Genomic DNA, 17,998 nt, shown 5'->3' on the forward strand with positions numbered 1-17,998 from the left:
GACTCGGGGATACAGCATGTACAGATTGTCGGAAAGGACACAGCACACACTGTGAGCAGCCACTACGAAACCCTCGGCGTCGCGCGCGACGCCTCCGCCGAGGAAATCAAGAAGTCCTATCGGAAGCTCGCCCGCAAGCTTCACCCGGATGTGAACCCGGGCGAGGACGTTTCGGATAAGTTCAAGTCGGTCACCCACGCCTACGAGGTTCTTTCGGACCCGCAGAAGCGGGAGATCTATGATGCGACGGGCAATGAGAACGGCACTGCCGGTGGCGGCTTCGGCGGCTTCGGGGACATCTTCGAACAGTTCTTCGGCGGGGGTGCGGCCCAGGGCCCGGCCTCGCGGACCCAACGCGGCCGCGATGCACTGGTCACCGCGAGCATCGAACTCAAGGATGCCGTCCAAGGCACCGTCTACACCCTGGACATCGAGACGGCGGTGACCTGTGGCGTCTGCCAGGGCACCTGCTGCCAGCCCGGAACCTCACCCGAAACGTGCACCATCTGCCACGGGCAGGGCCAGGTGCAACGTCCGGTCCGTTCATTCCTGGGCAATATGATGACCGTCGAAACCTGCAGTGCCTGCCGCGGCTTCGGCACCACCTTGCCCAGCCCCTGCAACGAGTGCATGGGCCAGGGCCGGGTGCGTGAGCGCGTGTCCAAGCAGTTGAAGATCCCCGCGGGTGTCGCCACCGGCACGCGCATCCACTTGGACAGCCAGGGGGAGGCGGGCCCCGGCGGCGGCCCCTCCGGCGACCTATACGTGGAAATCAACGTCAAACGCCATGCGGTCTTCGAACGTGAAGGCAACGACCTGCATGCCACCTTGCGCATCCCGATGACGGCGGCCGCCCTCGGCACCGATATGAAATTGGAAACCTTCGACGGCGAGCAGGACATCCAGATCGAACCGGGCACCCAGTCTGCCGATACGGTCAAGCTCTCCCAGTTGGGCGTCCCGCGACTGCGCGGTGGCAGCCGCGGCGACCTGATCGTTCACCTGCAGGTGGAGACCCCCACGAAGGTCGACGACGAACAGCGCGAGCTACTCGAGCGTTTGGCCACGCTCCGCGACGAAGAATTCGCCGAAGGCCGCCTGGCCGAACGCGGCGGAGTCTTCTCTCGATTGCGCGATAAATTGGGCCACCGCGCCTGATGAGCAACCAGGCGTTCCTGCTCGACGATGGGCTGCCGGCCTCCGCGGCCCCGGGCGACGCCGTCGTCATCGATGGCCCCGAGGGCCATCATGCGGTGACGGTAAAAAGGGTTCGTCCCGGTGAGCAGATCGATGTGCTCTCCGGGACGGGGACCCGCGCCGTCTGCACGGTACGGGAGACGGCGAAAGCAAGTTTAACCGCCATCATCGACCGGATCGAGCGGGAGGATGAACCTCCTGTCGAGCTGGTCCTGGTCCAGGCCTTGGCCAAGGGGGATCGGGATCTCCAGGCCGTCGAAGCGGCCGTCGAGCTCGGTATTGATGCGATTCAGCCGTGGCAGTCTGATCGCTCGGTGGTCAGATGGGCGGCAGCAAAGGCCGATAAGGGCCGGGCCAAATGGGCGGCGACGGTCAGGGCTGCGGTCAAGCAATCCCGGCGTACCCGACTGCCCGAGGTCGCATCGGTGATGACCACGCAGCAGTTGGCTGCCCGGTTGGCTCAACCAAAGACCCAGGATGGGCCCGAAGTGGCGATCATCCTCCACGAGAGCGCCACGGAACCGCTGTCCGCCGTCGTCCGGAATTTCATGGACGAGGTTGCCGCCGGCGATCCTGCAGCGGGACGCCCACGGATTCTGCTGCTGGTCGGCCCCGAAGGCGGAATCGCCGACGCCGAGATCTCCCGGCTCACCGAAGCGGGGGCCCAGACAGCGGTTTTGGGACGCCACGTCCTCCGAGCTTCGACCGCGGGACCTGCGGCGTTGGTGATCACCCGTCATATTGCCGGGGTTTTGGACCGGTAGAGACCAAACGCCGGATTATTTGACGGTGAACGTCGTGGAGTCCTCGGATTGCCGTGCCGTGGAGTCGTCCTTGCTGCCCCAGACGGCCAGCGTGTAGTCGCCCTTTTCAACGTCGGTGGTCAGGGCGAACGTGTTATCTGCCAAGTCGCCCTCACCCAGCTTCATGGTGCCCGAGTCCACCCGGACCTCCTCTTTGCCCTCGGCACGCATCAGCTCCCACTGCGTTCCACCGGGGAAGGCGACCGAGGTTCCCTGGACCTTGAGCTTGCCGGCAGGGACCTTGGCCCCCTCTTGCGGGTCAATGATCCAAATCGGGGCACGGAACCGTGTATTGCGCCGAATCGGTCCGGTGAGTTCTACATGCCCAAAGGCGTTGAACCCGGAATGGCCGTCCACCAGGATGTTGACGCTGGCGGGTGGATCCTGCCCGATCAAACCAGCAGCAGAGGCCGCGGCGGTCGCGGTGTACACCAATTGTTGGATGGCCCGCTGGGCCAGACCTTCATCGAGCTTGCGGCTAAAAGCATCGGCCGAGAGGTCCACGGTGATGACGTTATTGGCGTCGATCGAGGTGCCGATGCGGGTGGGCTTGCTCCACAGGTTGAAATAGTCGGGGTCATCGGGTTGGTGCTCGGTGAGGTATTTGATCGCGGTGGTGACCGGATCGCCCTGGTCCTCGGCGGCAAGATATTCCCGGTACAGGTAGACGGTCGAATCGCGTTCGCCGAGCCAGTAGATCGGGGACAGGTGCGGGCCGCTGAGGCTTTCCAACGCGGCCGAACTACTGCGCCCGGCCACCGAAGAGGAGACATCCGTTGCCGCCGGCATGCTGGTCGGGGCGCCCTCGGGTGTTCCGACACAGGCGGCGACCGTTCCCAACGAGAGCACCGCAACCAACATCACCATGCGGCCACGCATACGGCGGCTGGTGGGGGCGGCGATCACTGGGGTCCTCTGGTTCGGCGGAAATTTAACGACGGGCAGACACACGTGTGTCGCGGCCGACCATTAATCTTGGCACACGATGCCCGCCCCGGAACCCCGGATCGGGGTCCCGGGGAGGACCGTTGCAAGACCGATATATACACTTGCATGAATAACGGAAGCCTCCTGCGGGCCGGTCACGTAGGATGGAGGCGTGCCGAACGACCGCGAACCCGCGGCCGGAGCGGCTGTCAACCAGCACGAAAACGGGAGGGCAACCCACTAGGATGACCGACGAGGACAACACCACCGCACCGGAGGCGAACCGGGCCACGGTGATCACGTTTTCCAGCAGCGATCAGATGGTCGGTGCGCTCGGCGCAAACGACGAGGTGCTGCGCATCCTGCAGGGGGTCTATCCCTCCGTTCAATTGCATGTGCGCGGTAATGAACTGAGCATTACCGGGGAGGCTGCTGCGGCGGGCCGTGCCGAGCACGTGGTGAGAGAGGCCCGCTCCTTGGCCGCGCGGGGCACCCGGGTCTCGGCCCAACTGGTCGAACAACTGGTGCGCATGGTCGAATCCGATGGTGCGCTGCGCAGTTCAGGATCCGAAACCTTTGGACTGAACATTCTTTCGGGCCGCGGTAAACGGATTCGGCCCAAAACGGTCAATCAGAAGACCTATGTTGATGCCATCGACGCCAACACGGTCATCTTCGGCATCGGCCCTGCAGGTACCGGCAAGACGTTCCTGGCCATGGCCAAGGCCGTCCAGGCCCTGCAGGCCAAGGAAGTCAGCCGGATCATCCTCACCCGCCCGGCCGTCGAGGCGGGGGAGAAGCTCGGTTTCCTCCCGGGATCACTGAACGAGAAGATCGACCCGTATCTGCGCCCGCTCTACGATGCACTCCACGACATGATCGATCCCGAATCAATTCCCCGGTTGATCGCCGCCGGCACCATCGAAGTAGCCCCCCTGGCCTATATGCGCGGACGAACCCTCAACGATGCCTTCATCATCCTGGACGAAGCACAGAATACGACGCCGGAACAAATGAAGATGTTCCTCACCCGCCTGGGCTTCGGCTCCCGCATCGTCGTCACCGGTGACGTCACCCAGATCGACTTGCCCGGTGGTTCCAAATCGGGGCTGAAGGTCGTCTCACAGATCCTTGACTCGGTGGAGGACATTGCCTTCTGTCATCTCGACGCCACCGACGTGGTGCGTCACCGGTTGGTGGGCGATATCGTGAGCGCCTATGAGAAATGGTCCGACGGACCTGTTGAAGATGCCGAGTCGGAACGCCGGCGCACCGCAGCGCAGCATCAGGCGGCAGCCCGCGAACGCATCGCGGCCCGCAACCTGCCGGCGGAGACCTCCACCACCGAACAACCCACCGCCGACCACGCCACCGAGCCGGAGTCCTAGAACATGAGTATCGAAGTCAATAACGAATCGGGTGTCGATGCCGACCTGGAGGCCATTGAACGCCTCATCCGGCATATCCTGCAGACGCTGCGGGTCCACCCCGAGGCCGAAGTCTCCGTCATCCTGCTCGACGAGCAAGGCATCGAACGCCTCCATGTGGACTGGATGGACCTGGATGGACCCACCGACGTGATGTCGTTCCCCATGGATGAGCTGCGTCCGGGCACCCCCGGCGCCCTCAGCCCCGCAGGAATGCTCGGCGACCTGGTGATCTGCCCCCAGGTCGCCGCTCGGCAAGCCGAAAGCGGGGGCCACTCCACTGCGGATGAGATCCTGCTGCTGGCCACACACGGCACCCTCCACCTGCTCGGCTTCGACCATGAGGAGCCCGAGGAGAAGGAAGAGATGTTCTCCCTCCAGCGCACCCTCTTGGAGGAGTTCACCGGTCGGAAGGCTCCTCGCGAGACCACCGAATGATCCCTCTGGTGCTGCTCGTCCTGGCACTGGTCTTCGTCTGCTGCGCGGCCATCCTCACGGCTTCCGAGGCAGCCTTCCTGGCCCTGCCCCGGCAGGAAGCCGAAGACATGTTGGCGGAGCGTCCGCGTCGGCAGCTCCGGCTGATCCTCTCCGACCCGGCGGCCCATACCCATGCCGTGAGGTTCTGGAGGATCTGGTTCGAAACCGCCGGCGCCGTGGCCATCGCCCTGCTCTATTACGGCCTGTTGGACAACATCTGGTGGGCCGGCCTCTTGGCCACCATCACCATGGCGGCCGTCGGCTTCGTCCTGGTCGGTGTCTCCCCGCGCCGTTACGGTCGGGTCCGCAGCCGCAGCGTCGTCGTGCTCAGCGCCCCGCTGGTCCGGGTCCTCCGCATCATCTTGGGGCCCATTCCCGGCTGGCTCGTCAGCTTGGGAAGCAGCGTCGCCAAGGGGGCGCCGGTGACCGAAGAAGCATTCTTCACCGAACAACAATTCCGTGACATGGTCGACCGCGCCCACGAAGCCGACATCATCGAAGACGTCGAAGCCGACCTGATCCATTCGGTCTTCGAACTGGGGGACACCCGGGTCAGGGCCGTCATGGTCCCGCGTACCGATATGGTCACCGTCGACCACGGTTCCAGCCTCAGCGAGGCCATGAGCCTGTTCTTGCGTTCGGGCTGTTCCCGTATCCCGGTGATCCGGGATAACCCCGACCAGATCGTCGGGATCATCTACCTCAAGGACGTGGCCGCCCGCCTGCACGCCCGGCCCGACGACCACCATTTGGTCGAACAGGCCTGCCGAGACGTACGCTACGTTCCCGAATCCAAATCGGTGGCCGAGCTCCTCCAGGAACTCCAACGTGAATCGACCCATGTGGCCATCGTCATCGACGAATACGGTGGGACCGCCGGCCTGGTCACCCTGGAGGACCTCATCGAGGAAATCGTCGGAGAAATCGACGACGAATACGACGATTCCACCATCGAGTCCGAGGAACTCGAAGACGGGGTCTTCCGGGTCAGTGCCCGCATGAGCATTGATGACTTCGCCGAGCTGTTCCAGCGCCGCATCAACGACGACGAAGTCGACACCGTCGGCGGTCTGTTGGCCAAGACGTTGGGCAGGGTGCCGATCGTTGGTTCCGAAGTCACCGTCGATGGCATCCGCATCCACGCCGAACGCCTCGCCGGACGGCGCAACCGGATCGGCTTCGTCCTGGCCTGGGTCGACGAATACCCCGAAGCCGCAGACAATGATGAGGGGTCGTTGGGCAGATTGGCCGCCGATGACGTCCCCCGCGAGAACAAGGAATAGAACCGATGGCACAACAGAGACGCCGTAACACCGGGACAGCACGCCGCGGACCCGGCAAAAACCCCCATCAGGCAGCCCGGGCAACACCAAAGAACTCCTCGCAGGCCTCCGACCCCGTGGTCAACGAGCCCCGTGTCGGGCCCCGCGGCATCGGCAGCGGGCTCGCCACCGAATGGCCCGAGGATTTCCGGGCAGGCTTCACCTCGTTCGTCGGCCGACCCAACGCCGGTAAGTCAACGTTGACCAACGCGCTGGTCGGGCAGAAGATCGCCATCACCTCGGCTAAACCCCAGACCACCCGGCATACCATTCGCGGGATCGTCCACCGCGAGGACGCCCAACTGGTGCTGGTGGACACACCGGGGCTGCACCGTCCGCGGACCCTGCTGGGCCAACGCCTGAACGATCTGGTCGCCGAAACCCTCTCGGAGGTCGACGCGATCGGATTCTGCATCCCGGCCAACGAAAAAATCGGCCCCGGCGACCGGTTCATCGCCACCCAACTGGGTCAGCTGCAGCGCAAACCCATGGTCGCCATCGTGACCAAGGCAGACCTGGTCGACCGTTCGACGCTGGCACGCCAACTGGTGGCAGTTTCCGAATTAGGGGTCGAAACGCTGGGGGAGGAGGGATGGGCCGCCGTCGTACCTGTTTCGGCCACCGGTGATTTCCAGGTCGACGCCGTCGCGGACGTCCTCGCCCAAGCCATGCCGTTGTCCCCGCCGCTCTACCCCGACGGGGAACTGACGGACGAGCCCGAGGCGGTCCTCATCGCCGAACTCATCCGCGAAGCAGCCCTGGAAGGGGTCCGCGATGAACTGCCACACTCCTTGGCCGTGGTCGTGGAGGAAATCATTCCGCGCGAAAACCGGCCCGCGGATAGCCCGATGCTGGACATCCACGTGAACCTCTTCGTCGAACGCCCCTCGCAGAAGGCAATCATCATTGGCCGGGCAGGTTCACGGTTGCGCGAAGTAGGAACCCGGGCCCGGCAGGGGATTGAGGCGCTCATGGGAACCCGGGTCTATTTGGACCTGCATGTGAAGATCGCCAAGGAATGGCAGCGCGATCCGAAACAGCTGGGCCGGCTCGGATTCTAGCCCCGGCCGGTGGGACGGCAACGGCAGGGATTGCTCTCCCGCTGAGGCGACGAAACATTTGACGTTGACCTTCGAACGGACCCGAACCTGATGCTAGGGTGAATTTCATGCAGGCGGACCTCCTTCTACTAGGTAGCCGCGACGGGGATCTTCTGGACACCAGTCTCTAGGGCCGACCCCCCGTTGCGGAGTTTCGTGCTGCCGGCCTGCATTTTCAACCACCACTGAAAAGGCCCCCTAGATCCATGCAGAACATGCAAAAGTCCTCAGGAATGCCGATCCAGAAGTACATCCCCTTCCAGGATCAGATCACCGTCGAACTGCCTGACCGCACCTGGCCGGACAAAATCATCGACAAGGCACCGCGCTGGTGCGCCGTCGATCTCCGGGACGGTAACCAGGCCCTCATCGACCCCATGAGCCCCGAACGTAAGCACCAGATGTTCGATCTGCTCGTGAAAATGGGCTATAAGGAGATCGAGGTGGGTTTCCCCTCGGCTTCCCAAACGGATTTCGATTTCGTCCGCCAGCTCATCGAACGCGACAGGATCCCCGAGGACGTCTCCATCCAAGTCCTCACTCAAGCGCGTGAACACCTCATCGAGCGGACCTACGAGTCGCTCGAGGGGGCCAAGCAGGCCATCGTGCACCTCTACAACTCGACCTCGGTCCTCCAACGTGAAGTCGTCTTCAAGCAGGACCAGGACGGCATCGTGGACATCGCCTTGACCGGGGCCCGGCTGTGCAAGAAATTTGAAGAGCAGTTGACGGGCACCAAGATCACCTACGAATACTCACCCGAGTCCTACACGGGCACCGAACTGGAGTTCGCCCGCCGGATCTCGGACGCCGTGGCCGAGGTCCTTGAGGCCTCCCCGGAAAACCAGATGATCCTGAACCTGCCGGCAACGGTGGAGATGGCCACGCCGAACGTCTACGCGGATTCGATCGAATGGATGCACCGCAACCTTCAGAACCGTGAGTCCATCATCCTGTCCCTGCACCCTCATAATGACCGTGGCACCGGGGTGGCAGCCGCCGAACTGGGCTATATGGCGGGCGCCGACCGCATCGAAGGCTGCCTGTTCGGCAATGGTGAGCGCACCGGCAACGTCGACCTGGTCACCCTGGGGATGAACCTCTACGGCCAGGGTATCGACCCGATGATCGACTTCTCGGATATGGACGCGATCCGCCGCACCGTCGAGTACTGCAACCAGCTGCCCGTCGCCGAACGGTCACCCTACGGTGGCGATCTGGTCTTCACCGCCTTCTCCGGCTCCCACCAGGACGCCATCAAGAAGGGCTTCGAACATATGGAGGCCAAGGCCGCCGCAGCGGGCAAAGACATCAACGACATCCCCTGGGCCGTTCCCTACCTGCCGGTAGATCCGCAGGATATCGGCAGGTCCTATGAGGCGGTCATCCGGGTGAACTCACAGTCCGGCAAGGGAGGGGTCGCCTATGTCCTCAAACACGACCACTCCTTGGATCTGCCGCGTCGAGCGCAGATCGAGTTCTCCGGGGTCATCCAACGTCTGGCCGAAGGCGGCGGCGGAGAGATCAGCCCGGCAAGTATCTGGCAGCAGTTCCAGAACGAATACCTGCCTTGCGAGAACTTCGAGGGAGAGAGCTGGGGCCACTACCGGCTGGGCAATACGCGGACCCGCACCGATGAGGACGGATCGTTCACCCTGGATATGGCCCTGGTCGCCGACGGGGTCGAGCAGGAACGCTCGGGAACCGGAAACGGTCCGATCAACGCCCTGGTCAACATCCTTGCCGCCGATGGGGTGGACCTGAGGGTCCTGGACTACACCGAGCATGCGTTGAGCGAAGGGGGCTCGGCGCAGGCCGCAGCCTACGTCGAATGCGCGGTCGGCGAACGCGTGCTGTGGGGCGTGGGCATTGACGCGAACACCACGACGGCCTCCTTGAAGGCCGTGATCTCGGCGGTCAACCGTGCCATTTGGGATAACGCCCAGCGGGCCTGAGGCCACGGCTAGAAAAAACGACGGCGAACGGGGCACGGCTTCTCTGGGATACTGGAGCCGTGCCCCGTTCCAGTTTCGCCGCGAAGTCCTATAGGACCCAAGGCCTGGTCCTGCGTACCTATAAATTGGGTGAGGCCGACAGGATCATCGTCCTGTTGACCCCCGACCATGGTCAGGTCCGTGCCGTCGCCAAGGGGGTGCGCCGCACCAGCTCCAAAATGGGTGCCACCCTTGAACCCTTCATGTTCGTCGATGCCCAGGTCATCCGGAGTCGCAGTCTGGACATCATCACCCAGGCCCAATTGCGCCACCCCTACGGTCAGTCCCTCTCGCTGGACTATTCGAGGTACACCAGTGCCAGCGCCATGGCAGAAACCGCAGAACGGCTCACCGAATCCGATACGGAATCCGCCGCCACCCAGTTCAGGCTCCTCCACGGAGCCATGGCCGCCATGGCGCGCGGCGCCCAGGATCCCGGACTACTGCTCGACTCCTACCTGCTCCGTGCCCTGGCCACCGCAGGGTGGGCGCCGAGTTTCACCGATTGCGTCCGGTGCGGCGCCCCCGGCCCGCATACGGCCCTGAACATCCCCTTGGGCGGGGTCGTCTGCGCCGACTGCCGTCCGGCGGGCTCCAGTTCCCCGGCCCCGGCGACCGTTTCCCTGCTCTCCGCCCTGCTCACCGGGGACTGGCCGGCCACACGGGACGCCGACGCCTCGGCCCGGAGGGAGGCTGCCGGTATGGTATCGGGGTATCTGCAATGGCACCTGGAACGGGTCGTCAAATCCCTCAAACACGTGGAAAGAGCCTGATCGATGAAACGATCCTCCCGCCAACAGGCGAACCGTCCCGGTCCGACAGCACCGTGGCCGCATCCCAGCGGTGCCGTCGCCCCGCGGATTCCCGCCGAACTGGTTCCGCGGCATGTGGCTATTGTGATGGACGGCAACGGACGGTGGGCCAACCAACGCGGGCTTCCCCGCACCGAGGGGCATAAGGCGGGGGAGGCAGCCCTGCTCGACGTGATGGCCGGGGCCATCGAACTGGGGGTGAAATACGTTTCGGTCTACGCTTTCTCCACCGAGAATTGGAAACGCAGCCCGGAGGAAGTGAAGTTCCTGATGGGCTTCAACCGCGACGTGCTGCACCGTCAGCGGGACCAGCTCGATGCCTGGGGGGTACGGGTCCGGTGGGCCGGGCGCCGCCCCAGACTCTGGCGTTCAGTGGTCAATGAACTGCTCATGGCTGAGGAGCAGACCAAAGATAATGATGTCTGCCATCTGACCATGTGCGTGAACTACGGTGGCCGGGCAGAGATCGCCGATGCGGTGACCGCCATCGCCGAAGAGGTAGCCGCCGGGCGTTTGAAACCTCGGGGTATTTCCGAGAAAACCATCGGACGGTATTTGGACGAGCCGGATCTCCCCGACGTCGACTTGTTCCTGCGCTCCTCGGGGGAGCAGCGGACATCCAACTTCATGCTCTGGCAATCCGCCTACGCCGAAATGGTCTTCATGGACGTCCTCTGGCCCGACGTGGATCGGCGCACGCTCTGGGAAGCCGTCGGAATCTATGCCCGCCGCGACCGACGCTTCGGTGCCGCCATGGACACCCCCACCTCCTGAGCCTCTGAGCCTTCAGCCCGGGAGGGCACATACCCTTCGCAGAAGCGGGTCAACGCCTCATAGGCTTTTGCGCGGGTCTGCGGGGCTGAGGTGAAGAGGTCGTGCATCCCTTGTTCGATCCGCACCACAGCCACCTCGTTGCCCAGTTTCAACGCCCGTTGCCTGACCGTTTCCACCTCAATGACCGTGTCCGAAACCAGCATCTCGGGTTCGAAGGAGGTGCCCAGATGCGTTTTGTCGGAGGTCATCACCAGCACCGGGACCTTGATGTCGAGCCCGCGGTTCACCTCGGCATGCCCGGCCAGGACCGCGGTGATCCACCCGGCGGTGACCGGGAATGCGTACCGGGGTCTCCAGAGCGGATGGATATCCCATTCCCCATGGGCCTGGGTGGACAGGGATTGCCAATAATGGTCAACTTCGGGCAACTTGATCCGGGCCTTGGGTTTGACCCGGGCCAGGGGATCCAGCAGCCCGGCAGCAGCGTTGCGCACCAACCAGCTGCCCTGCATTTCCAACCAGGGTGAGTTCAGGATCAGGGCGGTGAACACCCCGGGATGGCGGTGGGCGTACAGGCTCGCCGTGAGCCCTCCGGTGGAGTGAGCGACACACAGGGTCCGGCCCACCGTCCCCACGTCGTGCCGGATCGTGGACAGCGCCGCTTCAATATCGGCGTCGTACTCGGTCAGTGCCGTCACAAATCCCGGAGTCTGCCAGGATCTCAGGCTCCTGCCGTAGCGGCGCAAGTCCAGGGCATAAAAGCGATAGCCCCTCCCGGCCCAATAACGCGCCAGTTCCGCGTTATAGAAATAGTCGGTCCACCCATGCATCCCCAGCACGACGTCGGTAGCCTCCGGGGCGGGCGCCTCGGCCGTGTCCCGAACGGTGAGGGCCCGGTCCAGACCCTGCCGCAGATTGAGCATGGCATCACGCCAATGCTTCCTCTCCCGGGGTTGGCCCCGCTGCGGCTCGTCAGGGGGAAGATAGCGGACCAGTGTTGCACTCAGCGGGCCTTCCTCATCGCGTCCCCGCGCAATGGTGGTGTAGCTGAAGCCGGGTCCCAGCTCATCATCGAGCCATTCGCCGGGGCGGGTATCCACCGCATACTGGGGTTCCTTGTTGTGCATGTGTCGAGCATATCCATGGTGGAGTTGGCAGCGGCAGTGTGGGCAGGGAAGACTGTTGGCATGCGCTTCTATCCGACGTTCTTCCGTGTGGTCTTCTCCGGCATGGACCCCGAGAAGGCCCACCAGATCGGCTTCCGGCTCATTCGCCTGGCCGAGACCACCGGAGCTTCGGCGGTATTGCGCCGGATCACCCGTCCGCACCCGAGTCTGCAGTGCCGGGTCATGGGTCTTGATTTCCCATCCCCCTTCGGTCTGGCCGCAGGTTTCGACAAGGAGGGCCACGGAGTCGCTGCCCTGGCGGATCTGGGCTTCGGGCATATCGAAGTCGGAACGATCACCGGTCAGGCGCAACCCGGGAATCCGAAGCCTCGCCTGTTCCGGCTGGTCGAGGATCGTGCGGTGATCAACCGGATGGGCTTCAATAATGATGGCGCCACGGCGGTTGCCCCACGGATCCGTGCCGCCCGCCCCGTCCTTTCACGGCGTTTCGGTCGGTCCCGGCCGATCGTGGGCATCAACATCGGCAAGACGAAGGTCGTCGAGTTGGAGGATGCGGTCCAGGACTACCTCGCCGGAACCCGAGAACTCGCAGCTGCGGCCGACTATATGGTCGTCAACGTCAGTTCCCCGAACACCCCGGGGCTCCGCCTGCTACAGGGCATCGAGTCACTGCGCCCGCTCCTGACTGCCGTCGGCGCCGAAGCCGACCGCAGCGCCGGGAGGCATATGCCCCTGTTGGTGAAGATCGCACCGGATCTTGCCGACTCCGATGTCGACGACGTCGCAGCACTAGTCACCGAGCTCGGCTTGGACGGTGTCGTGGCCACCAACACCACGATCGAACGCACCGGGCTGGTCACCGTCCCGGACCGGATTCGCGAATACGGCGCTGGTGGCCTCAGCGGCGCCCCGCTGAAGGCCCGCTCGCTCGAAGTGCTCCGGCGTCTACGCTCCGCCCTGCCGAAGGAGTCGACAGTTATTTCCGTCGGGGGAGTGGAGACGGCAGCTGATGTGACCGAACGCCTTCACGCCGGCGCCGATCTGGTGCAGGGGTACACCGCCTTCCTGTATGAGGGACCCTTCTGGGCGGCACGGATCAACCGTGGGCTGCGCAAGGCCCTCGCTGCTCGCTGATTCGGCACCAATAAAGCGAGGGCCCCCACCCATGGTGGGGGCCCTCGCTTCGTGGTCCGGGAAGCAGCCGGGTCAGTCGACCGGTGCTCCGCGGGCGATCTGAGGCTTCGGCAACCGCAGCTTGCGAAATTGCAGGCCGCGCATAGCGGCATACCAGAGGACCCCGCGGTCCCGGCTGCCAAACTTATCGGTCAAGCGTTTCTTGAGCTGGCGCGTCATGATGAATGAATCGAGGACCGTGATGGCCAGCACGATCCACAAACCAAAGGTGACGTAGGCGGTGACCTGGAGGTTCTTGCTCATCGAGAAGGAAATGATGAGGAAGACCAGAATGATGATCATCAGGAACTCGCCGACCATCCAGCGCGAGTCGACGAAGTTGCGGGCAAAACGCTTCTGCGGGCCCTTATCACGGGTGGAGAGGTAACGTTCGTCTCCGGTTTCGTTGGCCAGACGCATGCGCTCCTGAGCGGCGACCCGCTGCTGGCGAGCCTGGCTCTTGGCGGCCTTGCGGTCACTCGGAACCAGGGGACGCTTATTCTGCGCCTCTTGGCTATTGCGCCTCGGCGTCGGGGTACCCTTGCCTGCGGCGGGACGATCTGACTCTTCTGGGGTGGCCGGCGGCTGTGCGGCATCGGCTTTTTTGCTTCCAAACACGTGCTCAGTCTAGCCGGGGCTTCCCTGCAGCCGAAACGCCGTGCAGTTGTAGGCTGAGGCCATGACTACTTCCGATTCCACTTCCGCCGCCGTCGATCACGGCGTCGATCTGGCAGCGATCGCCGAGCGCGTGAACCGTGCCATCGACCAGACCCTCACAGAACTCAAATCCCTCGTCGCCATCCCGGGTATTGCCTGGGAGGCTTTCGATGCCGCCGAACTGGACCGAAGCGCCGAAGCGGTCGCTGCGCTCGTACGTTCCACCGGCATGGAAGACGTCCAGATCCTTTCGGTGGACACCCCCGACGGTAAGCCGGGCTCCCCGGCGGTGGTGGGTCGCCGCCCGGCGCAGCCCGGCAAGCCGACGATCCTCCTCTACGCCCACCACGATGTCCAGCCCCCGGGGGACCGGGAATTGTGGAATACCGAGCCCTTTGAAGCCACCGAATCCAAGGGCCGCCTCTATGGCCGCGGAGCCGCGGACGACAAGGCAGGCATCATGGTCCACATTGCCTCCCTGCGTGCCGTGCTCGACGTGGTGGCGGACTTCGGCGTCGGGGTCACCTACTTCTTTGAGGGAGAAGAGGAAGCCGGTTCCCCATCCTTCAGGCCGTTCCTGGAAAAGCACCGCGAACTGCTGGCCTCCGATGTGATCGTCGTGGCCGACTCCAGCAACTGGAAGGTTGGCGTCCCCGCCTTGACCACCAGCCTGCGGGGGATGGTGGGCGCGGAGATCGAGGTCCGTGTTCTGAACCACGCAGTGCATTCGGGAATGTTCGGCGGACCCGTTCTTGACGCCCCCACCGTGGCGGCACGGCTGATCGCTTCCTTCCATGATGACGAGGGCAATGTGGCAGTCGAGGGCTTATTGGCGCGTGACACCGACCCGGTGGACTACGCCGAGGCAGACTTCCGTGCCGATTCTTCGGTCGTTGACGGCTACCGGTTGGCCGGTACCGGCGCACTGGCCGACCGCCTCTGGAATAAGCCGGCGCTTTCGGTGATCGGCATGGACATTCCCTCGGTGGAGCTATCCTCCAATACCTTGCAGCCCATGACGCGGCTGAAGATCAGCGTGAGATTGGCACCCGGCCAGGACCCCCAGGAGGCGGCCGAAGCCCTGCAACGTCACGTGCAATCCCAGGACCTCTTTGGTGCCCGGATCGACTTCACCGCCGTCGAACAAGGCAACGCCTTCTCCACTGACACCGAGGCAGCTGCCGCGCGCGCCAGCCTGTGGTCGCTGGAAAAAGCCTGGGGTGTCACCCCGGTGGAGACCGGCATCGGCGGCTCGATTCCCTTCATCTCAGATCTTCTCGACCTCTACCCTCAGGCGCAGATCTTGGTCACCGGGGTAGAGGACCCGGATTCGCGGGCCCATAGCGCCAATGAGTCACTGCATCTCGAGGATTTCCGCAAGGCGGTGATCGCCGAAGCATTGCTTTTGGCCCGGCTCGATTCAGAAGGACTGAAATAAGGGTGCCTGTCGTACCATGGGACATGAGGGGACGGCACGCTACGGTGCTGCCCTCCGGAACAAGCAATATTGGAGGACCAGATGACCGCCACGACCAATGATTCGACAGCCGGATCCACCGAGGAGCTCAAGACCCACGAGGTGCTTCTGTCCGACGTGGCCGCGGATAAAGTCCGCAGCCTGTTGGAACAGGAAGGGCGGACCGATCTCCGTCTGCGCGTGGCTGTCCAGCCGGGCGGCTGCTCCGGCCTGATCTACCAGCTCTACTTCGACGAGCGTCAGCTGGAAGGCGATGCCGTGCGCACCTTCGAAGGCGTCGACGTGATCATCGACAAGATGAGCGTGCCCTACCTGGCCGGCGCTTCCATCGACTTCGAAGACACCATCTCCAAGCAGGGTTTCACCATCGATAACCCCAACGCCGGCGGCTCCTGCGCCTGCGGCGACTCGTTCCACTAGGAAGACCGCCGGCCTGAATTCCACGTCAACGTAACCATCGGTTGACACGGGGTTTTGGTCGGCATTCCGTCGTTCGAGAGGGTAAGCTCTACGATGAGTAGTAAAACTATTGGTCTCGAAGTGCCGGTGCCGGATGCCTTGCTGCGCCCGGAACCGTATCTGGCACCTACGAGACCACGTATCGCACCAACAAAGAGGAAGGGCCGTCTGTGAGTTCGCAAGACCGAACCAGCAGCAGTCGCAGGGGCAAGGCCAAGGTACTGGCCATCGCCGGCGCGGGGGCGCTGCTGCTGACGGGTTGTTCAGAACAAGTCCAGCGTGGCTGGCTCCCGAACGAATCCCGGGACATCACCAACCACACTGCAAGCATCCAGGACCTCTGGGTCAACACGTGGGTCACCGTCCTTCTGGTCGGCATCATGACCTGGGGTCTGATGATCTGGTGCATTGTGGCCTACCGCCGCCGTAAGGGCGAAGTCGGTTACCCACGCCAGCTCAGCTACAACCTCCCCATGGAGATCCTCTACACGGCAGTGCCGTTGATGATGGTCCTGACATTCTTCACGTTCTCGGATAGCACCCAGACCGCCATTGAAAAGCCTGTCGATTCCGACTTGGTCGTTGATGTTCAGGCGAAGCAGTGGGCTTGGGACTACAACTATTCCTACGAGGGCGAAGAAAAGTACGACGCCAGCGTCCAGGCACACCTGGATGGCTCCAAGGGCAAGAACGATGACATCGCCACGCTGTATCTGCCGGTCGACACCTCGGTGACGCTCGAGCTGAATAGCCGCGACGTGATCCACTCTTTCTGGGTTCCTGCGTTCCTGCAGAAGCTGGACATGATTCCTGGCAAGACCAATAAGATCTATCTCACTCCGCAGGAGGAGGGCACGTACGCCGGCAAATGTGCCGAGCTGTGCGGCGAGTACCACTCGGAGATGCTCTTCAACGTCGAGGTTGTTTCCAAGGCCGAGTTCAAGTCCAAGCTTTCGGACATGAAGGACGGACATATCGGCAAGGATTACAACCGCAAGCCGGACGAGGTCAATTCCATTACCATTCCGCATGAGGAAGGGGAGTAGGCCGCGATGACTACTTATGAATACGCGACGGACGAGGCAAAGCCCCTCGCCCCCCGGGTCGTGCCGGTGTCCAAGGGACGCATCGTCGTCAACTGGATCACCTCCACCGACCACAAGACGATCGGTTACATGTACCTGATCGCCTCGTTCATCTTCTTCTGCATCGGCGGCATCATGGCGCTGTTGATCCGTGCCGAGCTCTTTGAGCCAGGTATGCAGATCCTGCAGACGAAGGAACAGTACAACCAGCTGTTCACCATGCACGGCACCATCATGCTGCTCATGTTTGCCACCCCGTTGTTCGCCGGCTTCGCCAACGTCATCATGCCCCTGCAGCTGGGTGCCCCCGACGTTGCCTTCCCCCGTTTGAACGCGCTGGCCTTCTGGTTCTACCTCTTCGGTTCCACCATCGCCATGGCCGGCTACATCACCCCGCAGGGTGCCGCCTCCTTCGGGTGGTTCGCCTATGCGCCGCTGTCGAATACCACGTTCAGTCCGGGTGTCGGTGGTGACCTCTGGGTCTTCGGTCTGGCGCTGTCGGGCTTCGGCACGATCCTGGGTGCGGTCAACTTCATCACCACGATCATCTGCCTGCGCGCACCGGGTATGACCATGTGGCGCATGTCGATCTTCAGCTGGAACACGCTGATCACTTCGCTGCTGATCCTCATGGCCTTCCCCCCGTTGGCTGCCGCTCTGTTCGGCCTCGGTGCCGACCGACGATTCGGGGCACATATCTACGACCCCGACGCCGGTGGTCCAGTCTTGTGGCAACACCTCTTCTGGTTCTTCGGCCACCCCGAGGTCTACATCATTGCCCTGCCGTTCTTCGGCATCGTCTCGGAGATCTTCCCGGTCTTCAGCCGCAAACCGATCTTCGGCTATAAGGGCTTGATCTTTGCGACGATCTCGATCGCTGCACTGTCCGTTTCCGTCTGGGCGCACCACATGTACGCCACGGGTTCGGTTGCCCTGCCGTTCTTCGGCTTCATGACCATGCTGATCGCGGTGCCTACCGGGGTGAAGTTCTTCAACTGGATCGGCACGATGTGGCGAGGGTCCATCACCTTCGAGACACCGATGCTGTGGAGCATCGGGTTCCTGGTGACCTTCCTCTTCGGCGGGCTGACCGGCATCATCCTCTCGGCACCCACCCTGGATATCCACGTCTCGGATACCTACTTCGTGGTCGCCCACTTCCACTACGTGGTCTTCGGTACCGTCGT

General features: G+C 63.3%; 17 protein-coding genes. 14 read left to right on the forward strand and 3 right to left on the reverse strand.

Annotated elements, in window-relative coordinates:
• Positions 1–51: 51 nt before the first annotated feature.
• On the forward strand, positions 52–1,158 hold the full coding sequence (gene dnaJ, locus FM101_RS14050) for a molecular chaperone DnaJ (protein ID WP_087000749.1): 1,107 nt from the start codon (positions 52–54) through the stop codon (positions 1,156–1,158).
• A complete protein-coding gene (locus FM101_RS14055; RefSeq protein ID WP_087000751.1) occupies positions 1,158–1,961 on the forward strand; it encodes a 16S rRNA (uracil(1498)-N(3))-methyltransferase in 804 nt (267 codons plus the stop codon). The genes dnaJ and FM101_RS14055 overlap by 1 nt, the downstream gene beginning before the upstream one ends.
• A 15-nt stretch (positions 1,962–1,976) precedes the next feature.
• Here FM101_RS14055 and FM101_RS14060 read toward each other — a convergent pair whose 3' ends face one another.
• A complete protein-coding gene (locus FM101_RS14060; protein ID WP_179204343.1) occupies positions 1,977–2,867 on the reverse strand; it encodes a GerMN domain-containing protein in 891 nt (296 codons plus the stop codon).
• Between the two features lie 305 nt (positions 2,868–3,172).
• Here FM101_RS14060 and FM101_RS14065 point away from each other — a divergent pair, with 305 nt between their 5' ends.
• The 7 genes from FM101_RS14065 to FM101_RS14095 all read left to right on the forward strand — a co-directional run bounded on the left by FM101_RS14065 (position 3,173) and on the right by FM101_RS14095 (position 10,833).
• Positions 3,173–4,315 carry a PhoH family protein gene (locus FM101_RS14065; RefSeq protein ID WP_087000755.1) on the forward strand — a complete coding sequence of 381 codons (1,143 nt, stop codon included), beginning with the start codon at positions 3,173–3,175 and terminating at the stop codon, positions 4,313–4,315.
• A 3-nt stretch (positions 4,316–4,318) separates the two neighbouring features.
• Positions 4,319–4,792 carry an rRNA maturation RNase YbeY gene (ybeY, locus tag FM101_RS14070; protein WP_087000757.1) on the forward strand — a complete coding sequence of 158 codons (474 nt, stop codon included), beginning with the start codon at positions 4,319–4,321 and terminating at the stop codon, positions 4,790–4,792.
• Complete coding sequence (locus FM101_RS14075; protein ID WP_087000759.1) at positions 4,789–6,114, forward strand: hemolysin family protein; 1,326 nt, start codon at positions 4,789–4,791, stop codon at positions 6,112–6,114. The genes ybeY and FM101_RS14075 overlap by 4 nt, the downstream gene beginning before the upstream one ends.
• 5 nt (positions 6,115–6,119) lie before the next feature.
• Positions 6,120–7,214 carry a GTPase Era gene (gene era / locus FM101_RS14080; RefSeq protein WP_087000761.1) on the forward strand — a complete coding sequence of 365 codons (1,095 nt, stop codon included), beginning with the start codon at positions 6,120–6,122 and terminating at the stop codon, positions 7,212–7,214.
• A 245-nt stretch (positions 7,215–7,459) separates the two neighbouring features.
• Complete coding sequence (gene leuA / locus FM101_RS14085; RefSeq protein ID WP_087000763.1) at positions 7,460–9,208, forward strand: 2-isopropylmalate synthase; 1,749 nt, start codon at positions 7,460–7,462, stop codon at positions 9,206–9,208.
• A gap of 59 nt (positions 9,209–9,267) precedes the next feature.
• Complete coding sequence (recO, locus tag FM101_RS14090) at positions 9,268–10,020, forward strand: DNA repair protein RecO (RefSeq protein ID WP_087000765.1); 753 nt, start codon at positions 9,268–9,270, stop codon at positions 10,018–10,020.
• 3 nt (positions 10,021–10,023) lie between these two features.
• On the forward strand, positions 10,024–10,833 hold the full coding sequence (locus FM101_RS14095; protein WP_087000767.1) for an isoprenyl transferase: 810 nt from the start codon (positions 10,024–10,026) through the stop codon (positions 10,831–10,833).
• Here the strand turns inward: FM101_RS14095 and FM101_RS14100 are convergent.
• Positions 10,779–11,960 carry an alpha/beta hydrolase gene (locus tag FM101_RS14100; RefSeq protein ID WP_087000769.1) on the reverse strand — a complete coding sequence of 394 codons (1,182 nt, stop codon included), beginning with the start codon at positions 11,958–11,960 and terminating at the stop codon, positions 10,779–10,781. The genes FM101_RS14095 and FM101_RS14100 overlap by 55 nt on opposite strands.
• A gap of 60 nt (positions 11,961–12,020) precedes the next feature.
• Between FM101_RS14100 and FM101_RS14105 the strand changes: the two genes are divergently transcribed.
• Complete coding sequence (locus tag FM101_RS14105; protein ID WP_087000771.1) at positions 12,021–13,094, forward strand: quinone-dependent dihydroorotate dehydrogenase; 1,074 nt, start codon at positions 12,021–12,023, stop codon at positions 13,092–13,094.
• A gap of 72 nt (positions 13,095–13,166) precedes the next feature.
• On the opposite strand, the gene FM101_RS14110 is transcribed toward FM101_RS14105, so the two are convergent.
• Entirely contained in the window at positions 13,167–13,751 is a 585-nt protein-coding gene (locus FM101_RS14110) for a DUF3043 domain-containing protein (protein WP_087000773.1), read from the reverse strand.
• Positions 13,752–13,812: 61 nt separating this feature from the next.
• On the opposite strand from FM101_RS14110, the gene FM101_RS14115 reads away from it, so the two are divergent.
• From FM101_RS14115 to FM101_RS14130, 4 genes are all read left to right on the forward strand, one after another.
• Positions 13,813–15,228 carry a dipeptidase gene (locus FM101_RS14115; RefSeq protein WP_087000775.1) on the forward strand — a complete coding sequence of 472 codons (1,416 nt, stop codon included), beginning with the start codon at positions 13,813–13,815 and terminating at the stop codon, positions 15,226–15,228.
• A gap of 81 nt (positions 15,229–15,309) precedes the next feature.
• A complete protein-coding gene (locus tag FM101_RS14120) occupies positions 15,310–15,687 on the forward strand; it encodes a HesB/IscA family protein (RefSeq protein ID WP_087000777.1) in 378 nt (125 codons plus the stop codon).
• Between the two features lie 209 nt (positions 15,688–15,896).
• Complete coding sequence (gene ctaC / locus FM101_RS14125) at positions 15,897–16,772, forward strand: aa3-type cytochrome oxidase subunit II (protein WP_087000779.1); 876 nt, start codon at positions 15,897–15,899, stop codon at positions 16,770–16,772.
• Between the two features lie 6 nt (positions 16,773–16,778).
• A partial coding sequence (locus tag FM101_RS14130) for a cbb3-type cytochrome c oxidase subunit I (RefSeq protein WP_087000781.1) occupies positions 16,779–17,998 on the forward strand: 1,220 nt, incomplete at its 3' end.

This window comes from Arthrobacter rhombi, assembly GCF_900163545.1.
Lineage (GTDB): Bacteria > Actinomycetota > Actinomycetes > Actinomycetales > Micrococcaceae > Arthrobacter_H > Arthrobacter_H rhombi_A.